A 21276-nucleotide genomic window follows, 5' to 3' on the forward strand; every position below is an offset into this window, starting at 1 on the left:
CAATAACGTGCTTTGTCAGCGCGACGTCAACGGATCTGGGAAACGTGCACGCTCGTGTCGGGTGAGGCTATGGCCGCCTGCTCCTGGACGAGGAGCATCTCCTCGCTTCCCGCGGCGTGAGTGCGCTCCAGGATCGTGTACGTCGTCGCCGCGGTGCGAGCCAGTCCAACGCTCGGGCCATCGGTCAGGTAGTGCGCGAGGAAGAGCGCCGAGACGACGTCGCCCCCGCCCTTGAACGTCGTCGGGAGAAGGGGAGTCGTCGCCACCCAGGCACCCTCGGAGGTCACGCAGGTCATCTGGATCGCGCCCTCGGGAGTGTCTCGGGTGAGCGTCGAGGTGACGAGGACGACCTCGGGCCCGCGGCTGCGCAGCTCGTCGGCGGCCTCGACCACGTCGTGCGCGGACGCGAGCGAGCGCCCGACGAGGAACTCGAGCTCGAACTGGTTGGGCGTGATGATGTCGGCCAGCGGCACCACCTCGTCGCGCAGGAACTCTGGGATCCCCGGGCGGACGAAGAAACCTCGCCCGACGTCGCCCATCACCGGATCACAGCAGTAGAGCGCGGACGGGTTGGCCGCCTTGACCCGGGTCACCGCGTCGAGGATGACCTCGCCCACGGCCTCGGCACCCTGGTAGCCCGAGAGGACCGCGTCGATGTGCGGGAAGGCGCCTCGTTCCTCGATGCCCCGGATGACGTCGGCGATCTCGCTCGGGGCGATGAGGGGGCCCCGACTCGAGCCGTAACCAGTGTGGTTGGAGAACGTCACCGTCAGCACCGGATAGACCTCGTGCCCCAGCCGCTGCAGCGGGAACACCGCCGCCGAGTTGCCGGCATGGCCGTAGGCGACGTGGGACTGGATCGACAGGATCTTCACCCCGAAACGATAGCGAGGGGCGCTCGGCACGGCGTTGACGTCGACTCGCCGGAGTCGCCGTCTCAGAAGTCGGCGTAGCGGGCGATCCTTCCGGCGAGGTCGGGATCGGCGCGGAGGGCTCGACCGTCGAGGGCGGTGACGAGCGCCGGCCCTCGGCCAGACGACACGAGCCACAGGCCGTCCGCGGTGTAGAGGTCCACGACGGGGACGAGCTCGTAGCGGGTCTGGACCCCGTCCGCTCGTGCTGCCTCGAAGATGGCCTCGACGGTGACCGACTCGAGAATCCCCGTCGCCCCGGTCGGCGTGCTGAGCAGGGCCCCGCCTCGTGCTACGAGGAGTCCCGAGGTCGGCCCGTCGAGGGCGTAGCCGTCGGTCGTCGTGAAGATCACGTCGTCCGCGCCCCGCCGCCTGGCCTCGCGGACCGCTGCAACGTTGGCGACGTAGGCGAGGGTCTTGACGCCCCCGAGCAGCCACGGAGCATCTGCGAAGGCGTCCGACGGATGGCCCTTGGTCAGGGTGACCGCGGTGATCGGCCGTGGGGCGCCCGGGGGGAGTGCCGGCCCGCGGTGGGAGATGGTGGCGAGGGCCGTGGGCCCCGGGCCTCTCCACTCGCGGCCACGCGTGAGGACGAGCTTGAGGACCGCCTCTCCTGGGGTCGACCACTCGTCCAGGGTCTCCTCGACCAGTTGCCGCCACTGCGCATGGGACGGGTTGTCGATGTCCATCGCCCGAGCGGAGCGGTCCAGCCGGTCGAGATGCTCTTCGAGGTCGACAGCCGTGGCTCGTCCGCTGTCGTCGGTGAAGACCCGGAGCGAGTCGAAGCAGCCGTCGCCCCGGGTCAGGCCGAGATCGTCCGCCGTGACGACGGGTTCGTCGGGGTCGACGACACCTCGGCCGAGGACGGCGACGGCGTGTGGCATCTCGGTCATGGCCAAAGGCTCCCACCCGGAGCCGTGCGGTCGCGAACTGCCTGTTCGAGTGTGGCTGGTGCACGTGTCAGGATGGCCGTCATGAGCATTCCGTCCGACCGCCAGAGCGAGGTGCCGGTCACCACCGTCGAGCACCTCGCCGACGACGCCGTCATCGTCGACATCCGGGAGCCGAACGAGTGGGCGGCAGGGCATGCCCCGAACGCCATCCACATCCCGCTCGGCGAGCTGCCCTCGCGCCTCGACGAGCTGCCCGACACCGACGACACCGTTGGGATCGTCTGCCGCAGCGGCGGCCGGTCCTCACGCGCGGTGGCGTGGTTGACGCAGCAGGGCTTCGATGTCGCCAACGTCGAGGGCGGCATGCGGGCGTGGCAGAGCGCCGGCAAGCCGCTCGAGGGAGAGCACGGGGACGCCTTCGTCCTCTGAGGGCCGCCAGCCGCGGGCGCGTGGCACTGGTGGCGTGGTCGTCGCCCGGGCACATCACATCCTGCTCCGCCACGCGGAGCAGGATGCGAGCGCGTTCCCGGTCTCGACGGTGCCGACAGCCCGGATCTGTTCACTCGAAAGGGACCGCCGAACCGTTCACCGAGGTCACTTGAGCAGCTTGGACATCCGGCGATCGGCGAGCGGCTTGCCACCGGTCTGGCAGGTGGCGCAGTACTGGAGGGACGTGTCGGCGAAGCTCACCTCGCGCACCACGTCGCCGCACTCGGGGCACGCCTCGCCAGTCCGTGCATGGACCCGCATCCCGGCGCGCTTGGCGTCCTTGAGCTCCTTCGCCGGCTTTCCCGAGGCGGCCTCCACGGCACTCGACAGCGTCTCCCGCAGCGCAGCGTAGAGCCGGTCGACGACGTCGGGCGCGAGGTTCCCCGCGATGGCGAAGGGGCTGACCTTCGCCACGTGCAGGATCTCGTCGCTGTAGGCATTGCCCACGCCCGCGATGACCTCCTGGTCGCGCAGCAGCCCCTTGATCTGCGTGCGGCGCCCGTCGAGCAGCTCCCGGAAGCGCTCGACCGTGAAGCCGACCGCCAGCGGGTCCGGCCCCAGCCTCGCGATCCCGGGCACCTCGCTCGGGTCCATGACGATGTAGGCGGCGAGCGACTTCTTGGTCCCCGCCTCCGTCAGGTCGAAACCCGAGCCGTCAGAGAGCCTGATCCGCAAGGCGATCGGCGACTTGCCCGGCCGTAGCACCGTCGTCGGCAGCTGGTCGCTCCAGCGCAGCCATCCGGCTCGCGCAAGGTGGAAGATCAGATGGGTCCCGTCGCAGTCGAGGTCGAGGAACTTGCCGTGCCGGTACACCCCGTCGATGGGCGCCCCCTCGAGCGCCTGCGGGGGCGGGTTGAAGGTCTTGAGGACACTGATCGAGGCGAGCTCGACCTTGGTCACGGCGAGACCGGCCGTCCGCTCGCCGAGGAAGTCGACGAGCGCCTGCACCTCGGGCAGCTCGGGCATGCGCCCATCCTGCCAAACGAACCCCGCCCGCTTCGTCGAGTGTGCAGTACGTGCCGATGTTTGCTGCACCCCGGACGGAGGGGTCACGGCGCGTACTGCACACTCGACGTCGGGGTCAGGGAGTGGGCGGGCGCGAGGGCTGCTGATCGGCCGCGATGGGCTCGCCGGTCATCCCGGCCTGCTCGAGCAGCCGCAACAGGCCGTGCCCGTCCGGGGCCAGGAGGGTCGGGACCGTCCGGCTGGCCCAGCCACGCTGCGGACCCTCCGCGCGACCGACCGGGTGCGAGAGAACCTGCTCGGCCGGCGAGAGCTGCCGGATGCAGATGGCCCTGACCTTGTCGGGACGCGCCTCGGCGAACTCGGCGTACAGCTGCGGGTCATGCTGTCCGTCGTCGCCGACGAGCAGCCACGAGATGTTCGGGAAGTCGCGAGCGAGACGGTGCAGCGAGCTGCGCTTGTGCTCCTGACCGCTGCGGAACCAGCCGGTGTTGGTCGCACCCCAGTCGGTCATGAGCAGCGGGCCCAGCGGGTAGCCGCTCTCGACGAGGAACCTCGTCAGGGTCGGGATGACGTTCCAGGCACCTGTCGACAGGTAGACGATGGGCGCACCCGGGTGGGCGGAGAGCAGCCGACGGTACATCGGCGCCATCCCCGACACCGCACGCCGCGTCTTGCCGCTGCGGACGAGGGTGTTCCACGCCGCGACCATCGGCCGCGGCAGCATGGTGGTGATGACGGTGTCGTCGATGTCGCTGACGATGCCGTAGGTGACGTCGTCGCCGACGATGTAGACATCGGCGGGCACCGGGTCGGTGCCCTGAGCCGCGACGACGACCTGGCGCCACCCCGGTTCGAGGCCGTGGTCGTGGGCCACCACGTCGATGTAGCCGCCCCGGTCGGACCGGCCGTAGACCTCGCGCTCGCCGATGGTGACGACCACGGGGACCCCGGCCGCCGGAGCGGTGACGAAGACTCGCCAGCCGCGGTTGTAGCGGCGGGGGGCAAGCGCGCCGGTCGCGTCCTGGCGCTCGGGTGGCCCAGCGTGGCCGCGGCGGCCGAGCACGATCCGGGCGAACACCCGGACGTAGCTGCCCGTGCCATAGCCGATGTGGGTGATGACCCGGTTCCCCCAGCCCCGCCCGCGAAGGACCCGCTCGATCTGCTCGTTGAAGGCGTCCTCGATGATGGCGGCCGCGTGCGGTCGGGACATGTCGCCAAACCTACTTCACGGCTCCGCCTCGCACGCGCCCCATTCCGGTCCACTCGATCACGGGTAGGTGTCGCGTCGTACGGTGGTGGGCATGCGCAGGGGACCCTCGACACACCGCTCGATCTCCGTCAGCTCGGCGGCCCTCGTCCTCGTCCTCACGACGACCCTGACGGCAGGCTGCTCGCTCTTCGAGTCCGACCCCGACCCGGCCGAAGCCGCGCGCTCGCTTGCGGCCGGGCTCGCCAAGGCCGACCTCTCCGGGCTCGCCCTCGCGGGGAGCACCCCGGAGCAGGCAACCGCGTTCGTCGCCAAGGCCTACGAGGACATGGGCGAGCTCCGTCCCGCCGTGACGGTCAAGAGCGTCGCTACCGACGAGCAGGGCACCGGGGCGACCGCGACGCTGCAGACGACCTGGGACGTCCCCCAGACGGACGAGGACTGGACCTACGCAACCGAGGTGAGCCTGGGCCGCGTCGACGACGTCTGGCAGGTCCGGTGGAGCCCCGCGCTCGTCGCCCCGGAACTGAGCGCCGACGAGACGCTCGACCTGGCGAAGAAGTGGCCGCAGCGGGCGGACATCGTCGACCGGTCCGGCAACAAGCTCATGACCGAACGGGAGGTCGCCTACGTCGGCATCGACAAGACGAAGGTCTCGGGCGGTGCCGCTACGCGTTCTGCCAGGCAGCTCGCCGAGATCGTCGGGATCGACAGCGCGGCGTTCGCGGACCGGGTCGCCGCGGCGGGCCCGAAAGCCTTCGTCGACGCGATCACACTGCGCGTCTCCGATCCGGCACTCGCCGACAACATCGACCGCATCGACGCGATCAAGGGTGCGCTACGGGTGCCCGCCATGCAGGTGCTGGGGCCGACCCGGACCTGGGCCGCGCCGATTCTCGGCCGCGTGTCCGAGGCGACGGCAGAGCAGATCGAGAAATCGGCGGGCGCGCTCGAGGTGGGCGACATGGTTGGCCAGAGCGGTCTCCAGCTCCGCTACGACGAGCGGCTCCGGGGGCGCGCCGGAATCGCGGTACACGCGGTCGAGCACGGCGCCGACGGCTCCGTCATCGACAAGCGGGAGCTCTTCGCCCAGCCCTCGGAGGAGGCCGAGCCGCTCCAGCTGACCCTGGACGAGCGTGCGCAGACCGCTGCCGAGGCGGCGCTCGCGGACCAGACGAAGCACCCGACCGCCCTCGTCGTCGTCAAGGCCTCGACGGGCGAGGTGCTCGCCGCCGCGGTCGGCCCCGGTGCCGAGGGTGCTCCGCTCGCCCTCGCCGGCAAGGAGGCGCCCGGCTCGACGTTCAAGATCGCCAGCGCACTGGCGCTGGTCCGCAAGGGTGCGACGGCAGGGACCACGCTGCCCTGCACCGACACTCTCACGGTCACCGGCCGCGGCTTCGGCAACTACAGCAAGTACCCGTCGTCGCAGCTCGGCGACATCTCGCTCGAGCGAGCCATGGCGCACTCGTGCAACACCGCCTTCATCAGCCAGCACGGCAAGGTCTCACAGGACGACCTCACCCGGGCAGCGGAGTCGCTGGGGATGGGCGAGGACCTCGACCTGCCGTTCACCGGCTTCCTCGGGTCCGTGCCGGCCACGGACGACGCCGTCGAGCACGCCGCGTCGTTCATCGGCCAGGGCCGGGTCGAGGCCTCGCCGCTGACCATGGCCCTCGTCGTCGCGTCGGTCATCAAGGGCGAGACCGTCCGGCCCCAGCTCATCGCCTCCAAGGAGCCGCTTCCAGCGCCCGCGACCCCGCTCCAGCGTGACGAGGCGGAGGTGCTGCGACAGACGCTGCGCGCCGTCGTCACGGAGGGGAGCGGCAGGGTGCTCCAGTCGGTCGGTGTCGATTACGCCAAGACCGGCACCGCCGAGTTCGGGACGACGAACCCACCCAAGACGCACGCCTGGATGGTCGCGGGCGTCGGCGACCTCGCCATCGCTGCCTACAACGAGGAGGGACCGAGCGGTTCGACGCATGCTGCGCCGTTCATCGTCGACTTCCTCAAGGCCTACGCCCCCGAATGACCCCGCCGACCAGACGAACGCGGACCGGGCACACGAGAAAATTCACCGTAGCGTTGCATTCCACACTGCGACTTGACGCGCGCGTGGCGCAGCGATGGCGCATAGTGGTCCACATGGGGAGGACGCGTCTTGCTGCCGCGATGTCGGCGCTGGTGGTGGCGCTCAGCGGCTGCGCGGCCGGCGCGCCCGCCAACAACGGCACACCGACTCCGATCGACTCACGGCTGCCCACCCAAACCTTCGCCGGAGGTGCCATCGGCGATGCGACCGACCCCATCATCGGTCCCGTCTTCCCCCTCACACTCCGTCGCACCGGGGGCGTCGCCGGCTACGACGACACCGTCATCCTCCAGGCCGACGGCACGGTGCTGGTGACCACTCGGTCGATCCACGGCCGCGAGTGCCAGCTGAGCGGAGCCCAGCAGAAGCACCTGCTGTCCCTGCTCAGCACGCTCCGGCTCGTCGATGCCACGGAGACCCCCACAGCGGGCGGTCTTGGGGGCACGGTTGGCGGGTCGGCTCCCGAGGGCGACGACGAGACGACCAACGACGCGATCGTCATCGACATCACCGACCACAAGCTGCGGCCGCTCGACCTGAGCGACCCATCGCTGGGGGAGGTGGCCGGCCTGGTCGGGTCCCTCGTGGCCGACGTGACGTTGTCCACCCCTGCCGCGACCGAGTGCACGACCCCGACCAGCACAGTCTCCAACTGACCGAAGGTGGCGCGCCGCCACCTTCGCGCCCCGGTCCCACCTGGCGGGAAGATCCGTCCGGACCTCGCCAGATCAGGACCCCGGTCCCCACCTGGCGGCAAGATCCGTCTCGACCCCGCCAGATCAGGACCCCCGGTCCCCACCTGGCGGGGAGCGTCACGACTCGTCCGCGCGGCGCCGAGCCGCCTCGAGCTCTTCGGGGGTGTCCACGTCGACCGCGACATCGGCCACGTCCGTGACCTCGATCCTCGGCACCTCACCCAGGAGGCGCCGCACGCTGACCCCCGCAGGACCACCCACCGCGACGAGCCGGTCGCGCAGCAGCTCGGCCGGCCAGGCACTGCAGAGCCAGTTCGGGCCCGAGGACGACCTCGTGACGGCAACCCGGTCGTCCAGTGCGGCCACCGCGGCCACCAGGTCCGCCAGGTGTTCACGCGTCAGGAGCGGGAGGTCGCCAGCGAGCACGACGACGACATCAGGGGCGCTGGGAGCGAGCTCAGCGGCATACGGCCCAGTGGTGAGGGCGGCCCAGCCGGCGGCGATCCCGGCGACGGGGCCCCCGCCCGGCGGCTCCTCCGAGAGGACGCGTATCCCCGGGGGCACTCCCTCGGCGCGGCCCACCACGACGACCGGCCAGCCGGCGACGGCGCCGAGCACCCGCTCGATGATGGGTCGCCCGCCCACGACGAGGGCCGGCTTGTGCCGACCCATCCGCGACGAGGCCCCGCCGGTCAGGACGATCGCAGCGGCTCGGGGCGAGGATGGCGGCACGCTCGGAGTCTGGCACGCTAGACGTATGGGTCGTGTCACGCAGCGGACCAGGGTCACCGTCGTCGACGTGTCGGCCGACGGCGCGGGGGTCCGGACGCGCGCCGACACCGTCACCGTCGAGGAGCCGCTCGAATTGCGCGTCAACGGCACCCCGCTCACCGTGACGATGCGGACCCCGGGCAGCGACATCGAGCTCGTGCACGGCTTCCTCCTGTCCGAAGGCATCATCCGCGACGTCTCGGACGTGACGCTGGCGCGCTACTGCGAGGGCGCCGTCGTCTCGGGGCAGAGCGGCTTCGAGGAGAACACGTACAACGTCATCGACGTGACGCTCGCGCCCGGCGTCGCGCCCCCGTCGGACGAGATGGCGCGCAACTTCTTCACGTCGTCGTCGTGTGGGGTGTGCGGCAAGGCCTCGATCGAGCAGCTGCGGGCCCGGACCAGCTGGCCGGTGCGGGACGACGCGACGCAGTGGCCGGCCGCGCTCATCGCGGCGTTGCCGGACAAGCTGCGCACCGAGCAGCGCTCGTTCGAGAGGACCGGGGGTTTGCACGCGGCGGGCCTCTACGGGCCGGGCGGTGAGGTGCTCGTGGTGCGCGAGGACGTCGGCCGCCACAACGCGGTCGACAAGGTGCTCGGCTGGGCGCTCCTGGCGGGGCGGCTGCCGGCAGCGGGCTGTGTGTTGATGGTGTCGGGGCGCGCCTCGTTCGAGCTGACCCAGAAGGCGCTGATGGCCGGAGTGCCCTGTCTCGCCGCGGTGTCCGCGCCCTCGTCCCTCGCCGTGGAGACGGCAGCCGATGCGGGGATGACGCTCGTGGGATTCGTCCGGGGCACGAGGCTCAATGTCTACTCACGGCCTGACCGCGTGCTGACCGCCTGACTACTCTCGGCGCATGGGCATCTTCGCGATCCACTACACCTACCCGGCGGACATGACCGAGGCGTTCAAGATCCGCGCCGAGCACCGCGACTGGCTGACGGGGCTGCCCGGACTGCGCGTCGCGGGGATGTACCACGAGGGCCACGACGAGTTCTCGGAGGGGGAGGAGACCGTCGAGGAGCCACCGAACGGCGCCCTCATCGTCGTCGAGGCGGACTCCCTCGACGACGTGGTCGAGGCGTTCGACGAGGACCCGTACTGGCTGGGCGGCCACGTGCTGCGCCGGGTCGTGCGCGAGTGGAACCCTCCGCTCGGCCCGTGGGTGGCCGACGCGAGCCAGGGCAACGCCTGAGTCAGAGCGGGTGGACCACGACGACGTCGCCGTCGACGAGCTGGTCGACCGCTTCGGGCACCTCGATGAGCGCGTTGGCCCGCGCGAGGCCGCACAGCTGACGACCGTCCGTGACGGTGACCGTACCGTCGTCCGCGAGCACAGCAGAGAGGAACTGCACCTTCCCTGCCCGGGTGTGCCGGCTTCTTCCGGTGTATGCCGCTGAGCTCGCTCCCCGGGTCGGCGCGCCGTGCCGCTCGTCCAAGGCCGGTCGCACGAGCATCGCGAAGGACACGAAGGCGCCGACCGGTGTCCCGGGCAGGCAGACGACCGGCGTGTCGCCCCACCGGCCCAGGCCCTGCGGCCCACCCGGCTGCATGGCGAGGTGGACGAAGCTGAACGACTCGCGCGGCTCACAGACCTGGCGGACCACTTCGTACGCGCCCGCGCTGACGCCGCCGGTGGTGATGATGAGGTCGACGTCCGGTGCCGCGGCAAGCTGGTCGAGCATGGTGCGGAGCAGGTCCGGGTCGTCGGTGCACGTCTCGACGTGTGTCGAGACGCAGCCGGCGGCCGTGGCGAGCGCCGCGACCATGTCGGAGTTGGACTCGTGGATCCCGCCGCGTCCGGGGTCCTCGCCGGGAACGGTGAGCTCGGCGCCCGTCGCGACGACCGCCACCCGGGTCGGCACGTGGACGGTGGCGTCGATGCAGCCGGCAGAGCGGGCAAGGGCGATGAGGGCGGGTGAGAGCAGATCGCCCGCGTGTGCGACCGGCATCCCCGCTGCGATGTCCTCGGCGCGGTGCCTGACGTGCCGGTCGGGCTCGACCGATGTGGTGAAGGTGATGGTCTGCGGGGCGGGGCCGGTGCGTGCGGCGTCGGTCTGCTCGACGGGCACGACCCCCACGGTGCCGGCGGGCAGACGGGCGCCCGTCATGACCCTCGCGGCCTGGCCCGGCTCGAGCTCGAAGCGCGCCGGGTCACCCGCCGCGACGTCCCCGACGACCGGGAAGGTGAGCTGGCCGGGACGGGCGGGAGCGGCCGCGTAGCCATCCATGGCCGAGCTGTCGAAGCGGGGCAGGTCGTCAACCGCGAGGAGTGGCGCGGCGAGGCGCCGGTGGTGGGCGTGCCGATCCACGGGAATCTTCTCGGTGGCCGCCTGACCGATGACCGCACTGAGGGCGATGCGGTGCTCGGCGACGGGCGGATGGGTCACGGAGCCAGTCTGGCGCACGCCGATCCGGCCGATGACTCGCCTGCCCCGGCGCGGCGTAAGGGCACTCGTGATGGGCGCATCGCATCCTGCTCCGCGCAGCGGAGCAGGATGCGATGCCTCGTCCCGTCATCTGAGCCGGCTGGGTGGGCCGGCCGCGCTGGGAGCGCGCTCAGCGGCATACGGCATCAATGGGTGTGGCCGCGGGTGTCCCCGCTCAGGAGGCCCCTCGTCCGTCGAGGTGGAGAAGGCAGGCATCGGGCTCGGCGAAGGCCTCGAGGTCCACTCCCTCGGGGTCGCCGCCGGCTGCCTCGATGACGCCTTCGACCAGCCCGAGGTGGACGCGGCAGACGACCTCGGGGTGACGGCGGGCCACGTCGAGCATCGGGCACTGACGCAGGCGAACCACCGGGGGGCGCTCCTCGGGGTCGAAGCCGAGGGTGTCGAGCACCTCGACGACGGTCCGCTCCGGGTCCGGCTCGCCGTCCTTGTCCGCGGCGCGCGAACCGACGAGGCCGCGACCCCAGCCACGGCCCAGGCGGGCCATGTCACCTGCCACGTCGCCACCTTGCGCGGCAGCGTGCTCAGCGAGCACTGTTGCAAGAGAGGCGTACTCACCCACCGAGGAGGCGCCGACGCCGGGCCGCACCGCATAGCCCCAGCCGGGGCGGCCCCGTCCGTTCGGGGTGAGGCGGGACCGCAGGGCCAGACCCGCATCGACGAGGCCGTCGAGATGCTCGCGGGCCGTGTTGACGTGGAGCCCGAGCGCCTGTGCGACGGCGGCGATCGACCGCGGCTCCTCGTCGAGCGCATCGAGGACTCGTCGACGCTGCGCCGACAGCGAGGCCACCGCATCGGCCATGCCGGTGCGAGACGGCCGCGGGCCCCAGCCCTCGTTCTTTTCCACGATCATCACCGTCTAAAATGTAGTTCGAGGTCGGCCCCATCGGCAAACCTCGGGCCATCCGGCCCGTCGAACCAGCCCAGTGAAAGTCCCTACCTTGAGGAGTATCCCGTGACCGAACTGTCCCTGACGGAGAAGACCCAGCACGCGTGTGGCTGCGGCTGCAGCGACGAGGGTGTGCCGACTCTCGATGTCACGGTCGTCCCCCATGCGATCCGCCACGCGACGGTCTTCGGGGCCTTCAGCGCGATCCCCGCTGGTGGCGCCATGGACCTCGTCGCGCCGCACAACCCGCTGCCCCTCCTCGCACAGCTGCAGCAGCAGTTCGGCGACATCGGCATCGAGTACCTTGTGGAGGGGCCGGAGGCCTGGACCCTGCGTCTCACCCGCCCGGCCTGAGCTGACCCCGATACCGACCCGGAACCAACACACGACGCGACGGAGGGTCCTGGCGATGTGCAGCTACTGCGGATGCCGGTCGATCTCGCTGGTCGGGCGGTTCATGGACGAGCACGAGGACATCGTCAACGCCGCCGGGATCCTCCACCGCGCCGCAGACGGGACCGATGCGCACGGCGTGCGCGAGTCGCTCGAGGAGACCGTCGCGCTGCTCCATCCGCACACGACCGCCGAGGAGCAGGGCATGTTCGCCGTGCTCCGTCGCAACCCCGACTTCACCGACCACGTGGACATCCTGTGCGCGGAGCACGCTGCGCTCGACGTGATGGCGGAGCGGATCCGGTCGGGTGAGACGGGGTTGATCGACCGCTTCGTCAGTGAGCTGCGCGACCACATCAACAAGGAGGAGAACGGCCTGTTCCCCGCCGCGGCCATCGAGATGGACGGCCCCGACTGGGAGGAGGCCATCACGCTCACACCCGGCGGGGTCGCCCATCCCCACGGCGGCCCCGACCACGCACACGCGGCTGACCACCCGCACGACCCTGACCACGCCTACGGCGCGGACCATGACCACCCGGCCCACACCAACTGACGTCCGGCTGACCCGGAGCGAGCGGCTCGACCGGCTGCCCTTCAACGCGCAGCACCGGCGACTGCTGGTCGGGTCGGGCATCGGCTGGGCGCTCGACGCGATGGACGTCGGGCTCATCTCGTTCGTCATGGCGGCGCTCGCGCAGCAGTGGGCGATGACGCCCACCCAGCTCTCGTGGATCGGCTCCATCGGCTTCGTCGGCATGGCGATCGGCGCCTCTCTCGGCGGCCTGCTCGCCGACCGGATCGGCCGCCGCAACGTCTTCGCAGCGACGCTGCTCATCTACGGCCTGGCGACGGGTGCCGCCGGGCTGTCGACCGGGCTGGCCATGCTCATCGCGCTGCGCTTCGTGGTCGGCCTCGGCCTCGGTGCCGAGCTGCCCGTGGCGTCCACGCTCGTCAGTGAGTACGCACCGACACGCATCCGCGGCCGGGTCGTGGTCCTCCTCGAGGCCTTCTGGGCGGTCGGCTGGGTGCTGGCCGCGCTCATCGGCTACTTCGTCGTGCCGGCCTCGGACGACGGCTGGCGGTGGGCCCTGTTCATCGGGATCGTGCCGGCCGCCTACGCGTTCTATGTGCGAGCCAAGCTGCCCGAGTCAGTCCGCTTCCTCGAGAACAAGGGGCGATCTGCCGAGGCGGAGGAGGCGGTGCGCGCCTTCGAGTCCGCCTCGGGCATCGCGCCGGTCGAGTCACCCGCTGCTGCTCCCGCGCCCGCGGCGCGATGGTCGGAGCTCTGGTCGGGTGGCCTGCGCGGGCGGACCGTGGCGCTGTGGGCCGCGTGGTTCGGCGTCAACTTCTCCTACTACGGGGCGTTCATCTGGATCCCGAGCCTGCTCGTCAGCCAGGGCTTCTCGCTGACCAGGTCATTCGGGTTCACGCTCATCATCACCTTGGCGCAGCTGCCCGGCTACGCAGCCGCGGCGTTCCTCATCGAGGCCTGGGGACGCCGCGCCACGCTCGCCACGTTCCTCGCCGGCTCCGCCATCTCGGCGTACGCCTTCGGGCAGGCCGGTAGCGAGGCCGCGATCATCGCCGCCGGCTGCGCGCTCTCCTTCTTCAACCTCGGTGCCTGGGGTGCGCTCTACGCCGTCACGCCGGAGGTCTATCCCACATCGTTGCGCGGCACTGGGTCGGGCTCGGCGGCCGCCTTCGGACGAATCGCCTCCATTCTTGCGCCGCTGTCGGTCCCGTGGCTGCTCGACCTGGGCGGCACCGGACTCGTGTTCACCGTCTTCGGCGTCTCGTTCGCGCTCGCCGCAGTGGCGGCCCTCGCGCTTCCCGAGTGGAGGGGACGGGCCCTCGCCCCCTGACGGGGTCGGACGAATGTCCGTTCGAGGTAATCGGGTCGAGGTAAGGATCGACGACCAGGAGTCGACGGATACCTCCAATCGATACGTTGACAGCCCACCCATAGGGTGGTCGCGGAGGCGCAGCCCGGAGCGAGGCATCCCAGGGGGGACCAATGACGAGTTCGCAGGACGTTGTGACCGGATCGAACACCGGCGATGTGCTGGTCGCGGAGGCGTTGGTGCGCCGGTTCGGGGACCTGACCGCGGTCGACGGGGTCTCCTTCCGGATCGAACGAGGCGAGACCTACGGCCTGCTCGGTCCCAACGGCGCCGGCAAGACGACGACGATCAACATGGTCGCCGGTCTGATCGCTGCTGACGAGGGCACCGTCACCGTTGCCGGGGAGCGGATGAACCCGTCCTCGGTGGCCCCGAAGCGGCACATCGGCCTCGTGCCTCAGGACCTCGCCATCTATCCCGAGCTCACCGCGCGCGAGAACCTCACGCTCTTCGGCCGACTCCAGGGGATGACCGGCCCGGAGCTGCGCAAGCGCGTGGACGAAGTCATCGAGCTCATCGGCCTCACCGAGCGTGCCAAGGACCTGACCAAGGAGTTCTCCGGCGGGATGAAGCGCCGGCTCAACATCGGCATCGGCCTGCTCCACCAGCCGACGCTGCTCATCCTCGACGAGCCGACCGTGGGCGTGGATCCACAGTCGCGCAACCAGATCCTCGAGTCGGTGGAGCGGCTCTCCGTCGAGGGCATGGCCGTCCTCTACACGACTCACTACATGGAGGAGGCCGAGCGGCTCTGCGACCGGGTCGGCATCATCGACTCGGGCAAGCTCCAGGCCGAGGGGACCCAGGACGAGCTGATTCGGCTCACCGAGGGTGCCGACCACATCCGGCTCGCCGGCAGCGGTGACACCAGCGCCGCGGCGGACGCCCTACGGGCGTTGTCCTCCGTGCAGCAGGTCGTCGTGGACCGTCACTCGCTCCAGCTGACCGTGACCGATGCACCGGCTGCCGTTGCCCAGATCGTGACGAGCGCGACTGGTGCCGGGATGGGCCTCGCCGACGTGGAGATCACCAGGCCGGACCTCGAGTCCGTCTTTCTCCATCTCACCGGCAAGGCCCTGCGGGACTGAGGGGGACCCGTGCGAGAGCTGTGGACCATGACGCAGTACGACCTGCGTCAGCGCATCCGTGACAAGTCCGTCATCATCTTCGGGATCATCGTGCCCCTCGCGCTGATGTTCGTCCTCGATCTCGTCCTCGGCGACCTGACCGATCCGGAGCTCCAGCCGACGACCGTGGCGGCCTCCGTGCCCGCGGACGACCAGCTCGCGGCAGCGCTCGTCGACGTCGTCCGGTCGCTCGATGGGGTCGAGGGCCTTGACATCACGGTGCAGGATGCCGCAGCCGACGAGGTGCACGACCTCACCCGGGACGGTCGCGTGCAGATCGGTCTCATCGTGCCGGAAGGTTTCGGCACCGCGCTGCAGCAGGGCCAGGCCACGGAGGTCACCGTGGTGTCCGGTGAGGGCTCGGGCATCGAGCAGTCCATCGTCACCTCTGCCGTCGAGTCGACGGTCAACCGCTTCTCGGCCGGGGCGCTCGCAGCAGCGGCGGGAGCCCAGTCCGGCCTCGGACCAGCGGATCTCGCGGCCATCGGGCAGGAGGTCGCCACGGTCGAGTCGACGGTCACGCTGGCCCAGGGCACCGCCTCAGACCAGCAGCTCTCACCCACCGGAGCGCTCGTCGCGGGCCAGGCTGGGCTGTTCCTCCTCTTCACCGTCGGCTTCGGCGTCACCGCCCTGGTCGCCGAGCGGGAGCAGGGCACGCTGGCCCGGCTCAAGTCCATGCCGATGCCGTCGTGGACCATCGTCACGGCCAAGGCTCTCGTCAGCTTCATCCTCGGGGTCGTCGCGACGGCCATCCTGCTGACCTTGGGTGGCCGGCTGTTCAACGTCAGCTTCGGCTCCCCTGTTGCGGTTGCCGTCCTCATCGTCGCGGCGGTGGTCGCCGCGACGTCTCTGATGTTCGTCATCGTCCGGGTGGCCCGAACGGCCGAGCAGGCCAACATCGCCCAGTCGATCATTGCCCTGGTCCTCGGCATCGCCGGTGGCGCGTTCTTCACGATCACGGCGAGCGGCTGGGTCGGCACGCTGATGGACCTCAACCCGGTGTCGGCTTTCATCCGCGGGCTCGGCATCACCTCGGGCGGCGGCGGTCTGGGCGACATCGGCCCTCCGTTGCTCACGCTGCTCGGCTTCACGGCCGTCGTGCTCGTCATCGCCCGGCTGATCCCCGATCGGGGGGCCGCCCAGTGAGGGCCGTGCTCACCATCACCGGCGCGGAGCTGCGTCGCTTCCTGCGCGACCGGTCCAACATCTTCTTCGTCTTCATCTTCCCCTTGCTGCTGGTCGTCGTGATCGGCTCCCAGTTCGGCAGCTCTGCCACCACCGGGCGGGTCAGCATCGCCGGGGAGGACGGGCCGCTCCGTCAGGCCATCGTCACCGAGCTGGAGGCCAGCCAGTCGGCCGTGGCCTTCGGCGACTGGGACGACATCGTCGAGGAGGTCTCGCGGGGGCGCACGACGGTCGGCCTGCGCTTCCCCGACGGCTCCAACGCGGCCTTCACGGCTGGCCAACCGGTCGAGCTCGAGATGCTCCCGAGCTCCCAGTCGGCGTCCATCGCCGTGCAGCAGATCATCCGAGCAGCGGTCGACAAGGTCGAGCTCGACCGGGCGCAGGTCACGGCGCTCGTGACGCGCGGTGTGACCGCACCGGCGGCCCAGAGTGCAATCGAAACGGCCCGAACGCAGGTCACCGCGCCGACGGTCCAGGTCGAGGACGTCGACGAGCTGGCCCAGGAGTTCTCCGGTCTGGGGCAGTTCGACCTCGGCGCGTCGTCGATGGTGCTGCTCTTCACCTTCCTCTCGTCGCTCGCCGGATCGGCGACCCTCATCCAGGCGCGCCGTCAGGGCGTCATCGCGCGCGCGTTGGCGGCGCCAGTCTCGAACACGCAGGTCCTGCTCGGCCAGGCGGGCGGTCGTTTCACCATCGCCCTCTTCCAGGCGCTCTACATCGCCGTGGCGACCGCCCTGCTCTTCGGGGTCGACTGGGGCAACCTGTGGCTGACGGCACTGGTCCTCGTGGCCTTCTCGGCCGTGTCGGCGGGGGCGGCGATGGTGCTCGGCTCGCTCATCGACAACGAGGGCGCCGCCTCCGGAGTCGGCGTCGGCCTCGGCCTGGTCATGGCGGGTCTCGGTGGCGGGATGGTCCCCCTCGAGCTGTTCAGCGACACGCTGCGCACCGTGTCGAAGCTGACTCCGCACGCGTGGGCCTACGAGGCCTTCGCCGAGATCCAGCGACACAACGGGACGTTGGTGGACATCCTCCCGCAGCTCGCCGCCCTCACCGTCATGGCCGTCGTCGCCCTGGTCGTTGGCGCATGGCTGCTGCGCCGCAGCCTTGCCCGCGCCATGTGATGGTGCCCTTGGGCACGGGGCCAGCTCAGCGGCATACCCCATCCGCTGACTCAATCGAGTGAACAGCTTTCGGGTCCCAAAACCCGTTCACTCGATTGAATGAGGGCGTATGCCGCTGAGCCGGCTTCCGTGCGGAAGCCGGCTCAGCGCTGGGTGACCGTGTCGTCGGGTCAGGCCCGGGGCAGGCGGTGGTGGACGTCCTCGCTCATCCGCACGATCGAGAGGTAGAACTCCAGAGTCATGCGGATGACGGCGAGGTAGATGATGAACAGCACAGGTCCGAGGATGAGGACTGCGAGTCCCGTGCCTGCGCCTCGCGCGAAGCCGACGAAGACCCAGAAGAGCCAGACGACCCCGAGTGCGATCGTCGCAAGCAGGTAGACGAAGCGGACCAGCTTCGGCGTGACGAAGTGGGTGAACGTGAAATCGAAGAGCGCCGGCAGAAAGCCCGTCGTGTCGCGGGCCACACCCAGAGCACCGTCCATCGGCGAGCCCTCCTGCTGTCGTGTCGCGGACCGTGTCGGTTCGGGCGACGGCGAGGACGGGATGGGTGTGGTGGGGTCCGCGGGCTGGCCGTACGACGGTTGGGACCCCTCTCGGTCGAACGAACCCTGCCCGTGCTGATCACTCATGCTGATTCCCTCCATTGGGACTCAATCGAATTCGAGTACTGACAGTCGACGAGCCTAGGGGCTCAGCGCCGCGTCCAGTCGCTACAGCCGCTCGATTCGAAGAACTGGGCCCAGTAGCACCGGACGACGGTCGGCCCATCGTCGCCCTGATCGAGCTGTGACTGCCGCGCCCGTGGACAAACGCAGCACCCAGCAGACCGCAGCGTCCTGATGAAGCCGGTCGGCTCTCGAATCACGACGCTGGGTCAGCCTTGCGCTGGAACCAAGCTCAGCGGCATACCTCTTGTGCCGGAACAAGCTCAGAGCCGGCCCTGGATGCCGGCGGTTCGGATGGCGCAGCGCGCACGAACCGATTGGTTGTGACGGCACCAGCCTTGGAGCGGTCGAGCGTTGCGAGATGTGGCCTTCGGCTGGTGCATTTCCACGGAAATGGGTAGGAATGTCACGTCCGGCCCGGCCGCCGGGCGCAACACGTGCGGGCGGCCGTGGCGACCGGTGCCATCGGGGGTGCCGAGAGGCGCCGATACGAGTAAGGGGAAGAACTGTCATGACGACAACCATTGGCATGCGTCGGCGGACTGTCTCGCTCATCACTGCTGCAGCGTTTGCGGGATCAGGGGCCTTCGTGCTCGCGACCGGACCGGCGGCCAGCGCGACTCCGGGCGACCCACACAAGGTCTGGGTCTGCAAGTACGTCCAGAAGCCCGGTGAGAACGAGGTCCTCAAGCCCGGCAAGAACCCGATCTTTGTCGACTGGGCTTCGATCACCGGCAAGCCGGACGCGCCGACCGTGGGCGCGACGTTCTCTGACGGCCAGTTCCTGTCCGTCGTTGTCCAGGTCGGTGGCGACAATCCTGGCCCCGAGGCGTGCGAGCCGGAGACCCCGCCGACCACCACGACGACGCAGCCGCCGACGGAAACGACGCCACCGACGGAGACCACGAAGCCGCCGACCACGACAACAACTACGGCAACGACCACGACGACGCAGCCGCCGACGGAGACCACGAAGCCGCCGACGGAGACGACGCCCCCGATGGAGACCACGAAGCCGGAGCCGACCAAGACCGAGCCGACCAAGACCTCGACCCCGCCGGCTCCGACGCAGCCCGGTGGCGGTGGCGGGGTCACGCCTGGTGTCGGCGCCCCCGACACCGGTGGCGAGGGTGAGTTCAGCCCCGTCAACGGCCTCATCGGCTCGGGTCTGCTCCTGGCCGCCGCCGGCCTGCTCGGGGCGGAGACGCTACGTCGCCGTCGCGAGTCCACAGAGTCCTGAGTAGGGCTGCTCTGACCTCAACCTGAGATAATGCGAATCGGCCGCCGGCCCGTGCCGGCGGCCGATTCGTTGCAGCATCGAACCTGAATGACACCCGTGTCCCCCAAGCGCCGCACTCTCGTCTCCTACGCACTGGTGGTCGCCCTCGTGGCGGTTGCCGTCTGGTTCATGGTGTCCAGACCCGTGCCGACCCAGCCGGTCGCCGCGCCGCCAGCGCCGACGGCACCGACGAAACCGACGAAACCGACGACTCCGACGACACGGAAGGCACCGACGGCACCGACGACTCCGACGGCACCGACGACACCGACGGCCAAGACCGGTCAGGCCACAGCGGGCAGGACCACAGCGGCCAGACCAGCCCAGCCCACGCCACGAGCCGACGGAACCTGCCTCGCCGGCGAGCCGACCCGGCTCGTCATTCCCTCGCTCGGCGTCGACGCACCGTTCGAGGAGATCGGCCTGGACCAGGAGGCCCCGCCCGACCACGAGGGCCGCCAGCCGCTCGGCAATCCCAAGGACCGCACCAAGGCCGGGTGGTACGAAGACGGCCCGCGTCCCGGCGAGGGCCGCGGCACGGTGCTGACCAATGGCCACACCTACCGGAACAACTCCGCCATCTTCCGGGAGGACTTCTCGTCGCGCATCGACACCGGCCAGCTGATCCACCTCGAGCAGGACAACGGCTCAACCTGTTCCTACCGGATCCAGCGCGTCTGGCGCGAGGTCGACGCCGCCGACGACTACCCCCGCATCGTCCAGTCCGAGCACCTCTACGACTTCGAGGGCCCGGAGCGGCTATTCCTCGCAACGTGCGGGGGCAGCTGGAACTCCGCCGCTCAGGACTACGACCAGATCAGCATGCTCATCGCCACTCCAGTCGGCCGCGACTGACGGCATAGGCTCGGTCCATGCCGCAGGTCAGCGCCGACACCTACGTGGCCGTGCCCCCGGACGCGGCACGCACGCTCGCCGACTCCCTGCCCGCACCGCGGTTGCGCGTGCCACCGCATGTCCGCAATCTCCACTCCTCATGGCGCTTTCGCGCTGAGGGTGACGGCACACGCGCCATCCACGTCATCTCGTATGCCGCTGGGCTCGGTCTTCTTGCAACGCTCGCTCACGAGCCCACTCAGTGGGTGCTCCGACGGCAGGCGGCTGGCTGCGTGGAACGTCTGGCAGAGGCAGCGCATTCGCGAAGAAAGGCTGGTTCCGCGTGATGGAGGCGCCACGCTGGATCGACGCAACGGAGGTCCGTCGAGCCGTGCCCCCGGATCGCGCCCGCCGGCTGGTCCGACAGGTCCTCGCCGACGGGTTCGACCCGGCCGACGACCCGGCTCGACTCTCACCCGTCGTGCCGGGAGGGCAGCTGCTCATCATGCCCTCGTCGACGCCCCGCGCCAGCGGGGTCAAGGTGCTGTCGGTGGCACCCGACAACCCCGACCGAGGCCTCGAGCGGATCCAGGCGCTCTACGTGCTGTTCGACCCCGACACCCTCGCGCCGTCCGTCATCCTGGACGGCACGGCCATCACCGCGCTCCGCACGCCCGCCGTCTCCGCGGTGGCCATCGACGTTCTCGCTCCGGCTGACATATCGTCCGTGGTGGTCTTCGGCAGCGGTCGCCAGGCCGTGGGTCACGTCGAGGCGATCCTCGAGATCCGCCGGCCGGAGCAGGTGACGATCGTCGGGCGCGGACTGGAACGGGCCAGAGCGGCGGCCCAGCAGGTGTCCGCGCTCGGCGTGGCGGCAAGCGCCCTTCCCGCGGATGACGCCCACGTGGCGGAGGTGGTTGCCGACTCCGCCGTCGTCATCACGGCGACCTCCTCGGCGAGCCCGGTCCTCGACGGTGAGTGGGTCGCCGACGGAGGGTGTGTCGTCGCGATCGGCTCCCACGAACCAGATCGGCGCGAGCTCGACTCACGGCTGGTCGGACGCTCACTCGTCGTCGTCGAGGACGTCGCCACCGCCCTGCGTGAGGCTGGCGATGTCGTCATGGCGATCAGTGAGGGAACCATGGCCGCGGAGTCCCTGCATCCCATGACGCACCTCGTCACCGGGCAGGTGACCCGCGCGACCGACCGGCCGAACGTCTTCAAGAGCGTCGGCATGTCCTGGGAGGACCTCGTCATCGCCGCCGGCGCGGCTCATCCCTGACCGAGTCCTCTGCGACGGCGCGTACTGCACACTCGACGAAGGTGGGTGTCCCCCTCCCGGTCGAGTGTGCAGTTCGCGCTGTCACCTTCTGCACACTCGACGAGGTGGGTGTCCCCCTCCCGGTCGAG

The 21276-nt window shown here is 70.3% G+C and carries 23 protein-coding genes; 15 read left to right on the forward strand and 8 right to left on the reverse strand.

Annotated features, from left to right (window positions below; all coding sequences use genetic code 11):
* Positions 1–26: 26 nt before the first annotated feature.
* Positions 27–875: a pyridoxal kinase PdxY gene (pdxY, locus tag VJN29_RS03185; RefSeq protein ID WP_324142126.1), complete on the reverse strand. Its 849-nt coding sequence runs from the start codon at positions 873–875 to the stop codon at positions 27–29.
* A 62-nt stretch (positions 876–937) separates the two neighbouring features.
* Entirely contained in the window at positions 938–1804 is an 867-nt protein-coding gene (locus VJN29_RS03190; protein WP_324142127.1) for an aminodeoxychorismate lyase, read from the reverse strand.
* An 81-nt stretch (positions 1805–1885) separates the two neighbouring features.
* Here VJN29_RS03190 and VJN29_RS03195 point away from each other — a divergent pair, with 81 nt between their 5' ends.
* The gene (locus VJN29_RS03195; protein WP_324142128.1) at positions 1886–2233 is read left to right on the forward strand and encodes a rhodanese-like domain-containing protein; all 348 of its coding nucleotides are present in this window, start codon (positions 1886–1888) and stop codon (positions 2231–2233) included.
* A gap of 165 nt (positions 2234–2398) precedes the next feature.
* Here VJN29_RS03195 and VJN29_RS03200 read toward each other — a convergent pair whose 3' ends face one another.
* Positions 2399–3259 carry an Fpg/Nei family DNA glycosylase gene (locus VJN29_RS03200; RefSeq protein ID WP_324142129.1) on the reverse strand — a complete coding sequence of 287 codons (861 nt, stop codon included), beginning with the start codon at positions 3257–3259 and terminating at the stop codon, positions 2399–2401.
* Between the two features lie 115 nt (positions 3260–3374).
* Positions 3375–4469 (reverse strand): App1 family protein, encoded by a 1095-nt coding sequence (locus VJN29_RS03205; RefSeq protein WP_324142130.1) that lies wholly within the window; start codon positions 4467–4469, stop codon positions 3375–3377.
* A 91-nt stretch (positions 4470–4560) separates the two neighbouring features.
* Between VJN29_RS03205 and VJN29_RS03210 the strand changes: the two genes are divergently transcribed.
* Complete coding sequence (locus VJN29_RS03210) at positions 4561–6495, forward strand: penicillin-binding transpeptidase domain-containing protein (RefSeq protein WP_324142131.1); 1935 nt, start codon at positions 4561–4563, stop codon at positions 6493–6495.
* Between the two features lie 113 nt (positions 6496–6608).
* A complete protein-coding gene (locus VJN29_RS03215; protein WP_324142132.1) occupies positions 6609–7211 on the forward strand; it encodes a hypothetical protein in 603 nt (200 codons plus the stop codon).
* Positions 7212–7367: 156 nt separating this feature from the next.
* Here the strand turns inward: VJN29_RS03215 and mobA are convergent, their stop codons facing one another.
* The gene (gene mobA, locus VJN29_RS03220) at positions 7368–7982 is read right to left on the reverse strand and encodes a molybdenum cofactor guanylyltransferase (protein ID WP_324142133.1); all 615 of its coding nucleotides are present in this window, start codon (positions 7980–7982) and stop codon (positions 7368–7370) included.
* A gap of 25 nt (positions 7983–8007) precedes the next feature.
* On the opposite strand from mobA, the gene fdhD reads away from it, so the two are divergent.
* Both fdhD and VJN29_RS03230 read left to right on the forward strand, forming a co-directional pair.
* Complete coding sequence (gene fdhD, locus VJN29_RS03225; protein ID WP_324142134.1) at positions 8008–8862, forward strand: formate dehydrogenase accessory sulfurtransferase FdhD; 855 nt, start codon at positions 8008–8010, stop codon at positions 8860–8862.
* Positions 8863–8875: 13 nt separating this feature from the next.
* On the forward strand, positions 8876–9214 hold the full coding sequence (locus tag VJN29_RS03230; protein WP_324142136.1) for a YciI family protein: 339 nt from the start codon (positions 8876–8878) through the stop codon (positions 9212–9214).
* A gap of 1 nt (position 9215) precedes the next feature.
* Here VJN29_RS03230 and glp read toward each other — a convergent pair whose 3' ends face one another.
* A complete protein-coding gene (gene glp, locus VJN29_RS03235; RefSeq protein ID WP_324142137.1) occupies positions 9216–10409 on the reverse strand; it encodes a gephyrin-like molybdotransferase Glp in 1194 nt (397 codons plus the stop codon).
* 214 nt (positions 10410–10623) lie between these two features.
* Complete coding sequence (locus VJN29_RS03240; protein WP_324142168.1) at positions 10624–11319, reverse strand: helix-turn-helix transcriptional regulator; 696 nt, start codon at positions 11317–11319, stop codon at positions 10624–10626.
* Between the two features lie 102 nt (positions 11320–11421).
* Between VJN29_RS03240 and VJN29_RS03245 the strand changes: the two genes are divergently transcribed.
* From VJN29_RS03245 to VJN29_RS03270, 6 genes are all read left to right on the forward strand, one after another.
* Complete coding sequence (locus VJN29_RS03245) at positions 11422–11709, forward strand: DUF2249 domain-containing protein (protein ID WP_324142138.1); 288 nt, start codon at positions 11422–11424, stop codon at positions 11707–11709.
* A gap of 55 nt (positions 11710–11764) precedes the next feature.
* Positions 11765–12304, forward strand: a complete 540-nt coding sequence (locus tag VJN29_RS03250) for a hemerythrin domain-containing protein (RefSeq protein WP_324142139.1) — start codon at positions 11765–11767, stop codon at positions 12302–12304.
* Positions 12279–13613, forward strand: coding sequence for an MFS transporter (locus tag VJN29_RS03255; protein WP_324142140.1), 1335 nt, complete (start codon positions 12279–12281; stop codon positions 13611–13613). Before VJN29_RS03250 ends, VJN29_RS03255 begins: the two co-directional genes overlap by 26 nt.
* A 152-nt stretch (positions 13614–13765) precedes the next feature.
* Positions 13766–14740 (forward strand): ABC transporter ATP-binding protein, encoded by a 975-nt coding sequence (locus VJN29_RS03260; protein WP_324142141.1) that lies wholly within the window; start codon positions 13766–13768, stop codon positions 14738–14740.
* Positions 14741–14767: 27 nt separating this feature from the next.
* Entirely contained in the window at positions 14768–15925 is a 1158-nt protein-coding gene (locus VJN29_RS03265; protein WP_324142142.1) for an ABC transporter permease, read from the forward strand.
* A 5-nt stretch (positions 15926–15930) separates the two neighbouring features.
* Positions 15931–17085, forward strand: a complete 1155-nt coding sequence (locus tag VJN29_RS03270; RefSeq protein ID WP_324142143.1) for an ABC transporter permease — start codon at positions 15931–15933, stop codon at positions 17083–17085.
* 170 nt (positions 17086–17255) lie between these two features.
* Here the strand turns inward: VJN29_RS03270 and VJN29_RS03275 are convergent, their stop codons facing one another.
* Positions 17256–17570: a DUF4282 domain-containing protein gene (locus tag VJN29_RS03275; RefSeq protein WP_324142144.1), complete on the reverse strand. Its 315-nt coding sequence runs from the start codon at positions 17568–17570 to the stop codon at positions 17256–17258.
* Between the two features lie 694 nt (positions 17571–18264).
* On the opposite strand from VJN29_RS03275, the gene VJN29_RS03280 reads away from it, so the two are divergent.
* The 4 genes from VJN29_RS03280 (at position 18265) to VJN29_RS03295 (ending at position 21148) form a co-directional block, all read left to right on the forward strand.
* A complete protein-coding gene (locus VJN29_RS03280) occupies positions 18265–18993 on the forward strand; it encodes a hypothetical protein (RefSeq protein ID WP_324142145.1) in 729 nt (242 codons plus the stop codon).
* Positions 18994–19080: 87 nt separating this feature from the next.
* On the forward strand, positions 19081–19887 hold the full coding sequence (locus tag VJN29_RS03285) for a class F sortase (RefSeq protein ID WP_324142146.1): 807 nt from the start codon (positions 19081–19083) through the stop codon (positions 19885–19887).
* A gap of 17 nt (positions 19888–19904) precedes the next feature.
* A complete protein-coding gene (locus VJN29_RS03290) occupies positions 19905–20213 on the forward strand; it encodes a hypothetical protein (protein WP_324142147.1) in 309 nt (102 codons plus the stop codon).
* Positions 20213–21148, forward strand: a complete 936-nt coding sequence (locus VJN29_RS03295) for an ornithine cyclodeaminase family protein (protein ID WP_324142169.1) — start codon at positions 20213–20215, stop codon at positions 21146–21148. Before VJN29_RS03290 ends, VJN29_RS03295 begins: the two co-directional genes overlap by 1 nt.
* Positions 21149–21276: the final 128 nt, after the last annotated feature.

This window comes from Intrasporangium sp., from assembly GCF_035280925.1.
Classification (GTDB): Bacteria; Actinomycetota; Actinomycetes; order Actinomycetales; family Dermatophilaceae; genus Intrasporangium.

What these genes read in the sequence shown, in the direction of transcription:
- VJN29_RS03190 (WP_324142127.1), bottom strand. Translation starts at nt 1,804, where the DNA reads ATGACCGAGATGCCACACGCCGTCGCCGTCCTCGGCCGAGGTGTCGTC.
- VJN29_RS03195 (WP_324142128.1), top strand. Translation starts at nt 1,886, where the DNA reads ATGAGCATTCCGTCCGACCGCCAGAGCGAGGTGCCGGTCACCACCGTC.
- VJN29_RS03200 (WP_324142129.1), bottom strand. Translation starts at nt 3,259, where the DNA reads ATGCCCGAGCTGCCCGAGGTGCAGGCGCTCGTCGACTTCCTCGGCGAG.
- VJN29_RS03205 (WP_324142130.1), bottom strand. Translation starts at nt 4,469, where the DNA reads ATGTCCCGACCGCACGCGGCCGCCATCATCGAGGACGCCTTCAACGAG.
- VJN29_RS03210 (WP_324142131.1), top strand. Translation starts at nt 4,561, where the DNA reads ATGCGCAGGGGACCCTCGACACACCGCTCGATCTCCGTCAGCTCGGCG.
- VJN29_RS03215 (WP_324142132.1), top strand. Translation starts at nt 6,609, where the DNA reads ATGGGGAGGACGCGTCTTGCTGCCGCGATGTCGGCGCTGGTGGTGGCG.
- fdhD (WP_324142134.1), top strand. Translation starts at nt 8,008, where the DNA reads ATGGGTCGTGTCACGCAGCGGACCAGGGTCACCGTCGTCGACGTGTCG.
- VJN29_RS03230 (WP_324142136.1), top strand. Translation starts at nt 8,876, where the DNA reads ATGGGCATCTTCGCGATCCACTACACCTACCCGGCGGACATGACCGAG.
- VJN29_RS03240 (WP_324142168.1), bottom strand. Translation starts at nt 11,319, where the DNA reads ATGATCGTGGAAAAGAACGAGGGCTGGGGCCCGCGGCCGTCTCGCACC.
- VJN29_RS03250 (WP_324142139.1), top strand. Translation starts at nt 11,765, where the DNA reads ATGTGCAGCTACTGCGGATGCCGGTCGATCTCGCTGGTCGGGCGGTTC.
- VJN29_RS03255 (WP_324142140.1), top strand. Translation starts at nt 12,279, where the DNA reads ATGACCACCCGGCCCACACCAACTGACGTCCGGCTGACCCGGAGCGAG.
- VJN29_RS03260 (WP_324142141.1), top strand. Translation starts at nt 13,766, where the DNA reads ATGACGAGTTCGCAGGACGTTGTGACCGGATCGAACACCGGCGATGTG.
- VJN29_RS03265 (WP_324142142.1), top strand. Translation starts at nt 14,768, where the DNA reads ATGACGCAGTACGACCTGCGTCAGCGCATCCGTGACAAGTCCGTCATC.
- VJN29_RS03275 (WP_324142144.1), bottom strand. Translation starts at nt 17,570, where the DNA reads ATGGACGGTGCTCTGGGTGTGGCCCGCGACACGACGGGCTTTCTGCCG.
- VJN29_RS03280 (WP_324142145.1), top strand. Translation starts at nt 18,265, where the DNA reads ATGACGACAACCATTGGCATGCGTCGGCGGACTGTCTCGCTCATCACT.
- VJN29_RS03285 (WP_324142146.1), top strand. Translation starts at nt 19,081, where the DNA reads ATGACACCCGTGTCCCCCAAGCGCCGCACTCTCGTCTCCTACGCACTG.
- VJN29_RS03290 (WP_324142147.1), top strand. Translation starts at nt 19,905, where the DNA reads ATGCCGCAGGTCAGCGCCGACACCTACGTGGCCGTGCCCCCGGACGCG.
- VJN29_RS03295 (WP_324142169.1), top strand. Translation starts at nt 20,213, where the DNA reads ATGGAGGCGCCACGCTGGATCGACGCAACGGAGGTCCGTCGAGCCGTG.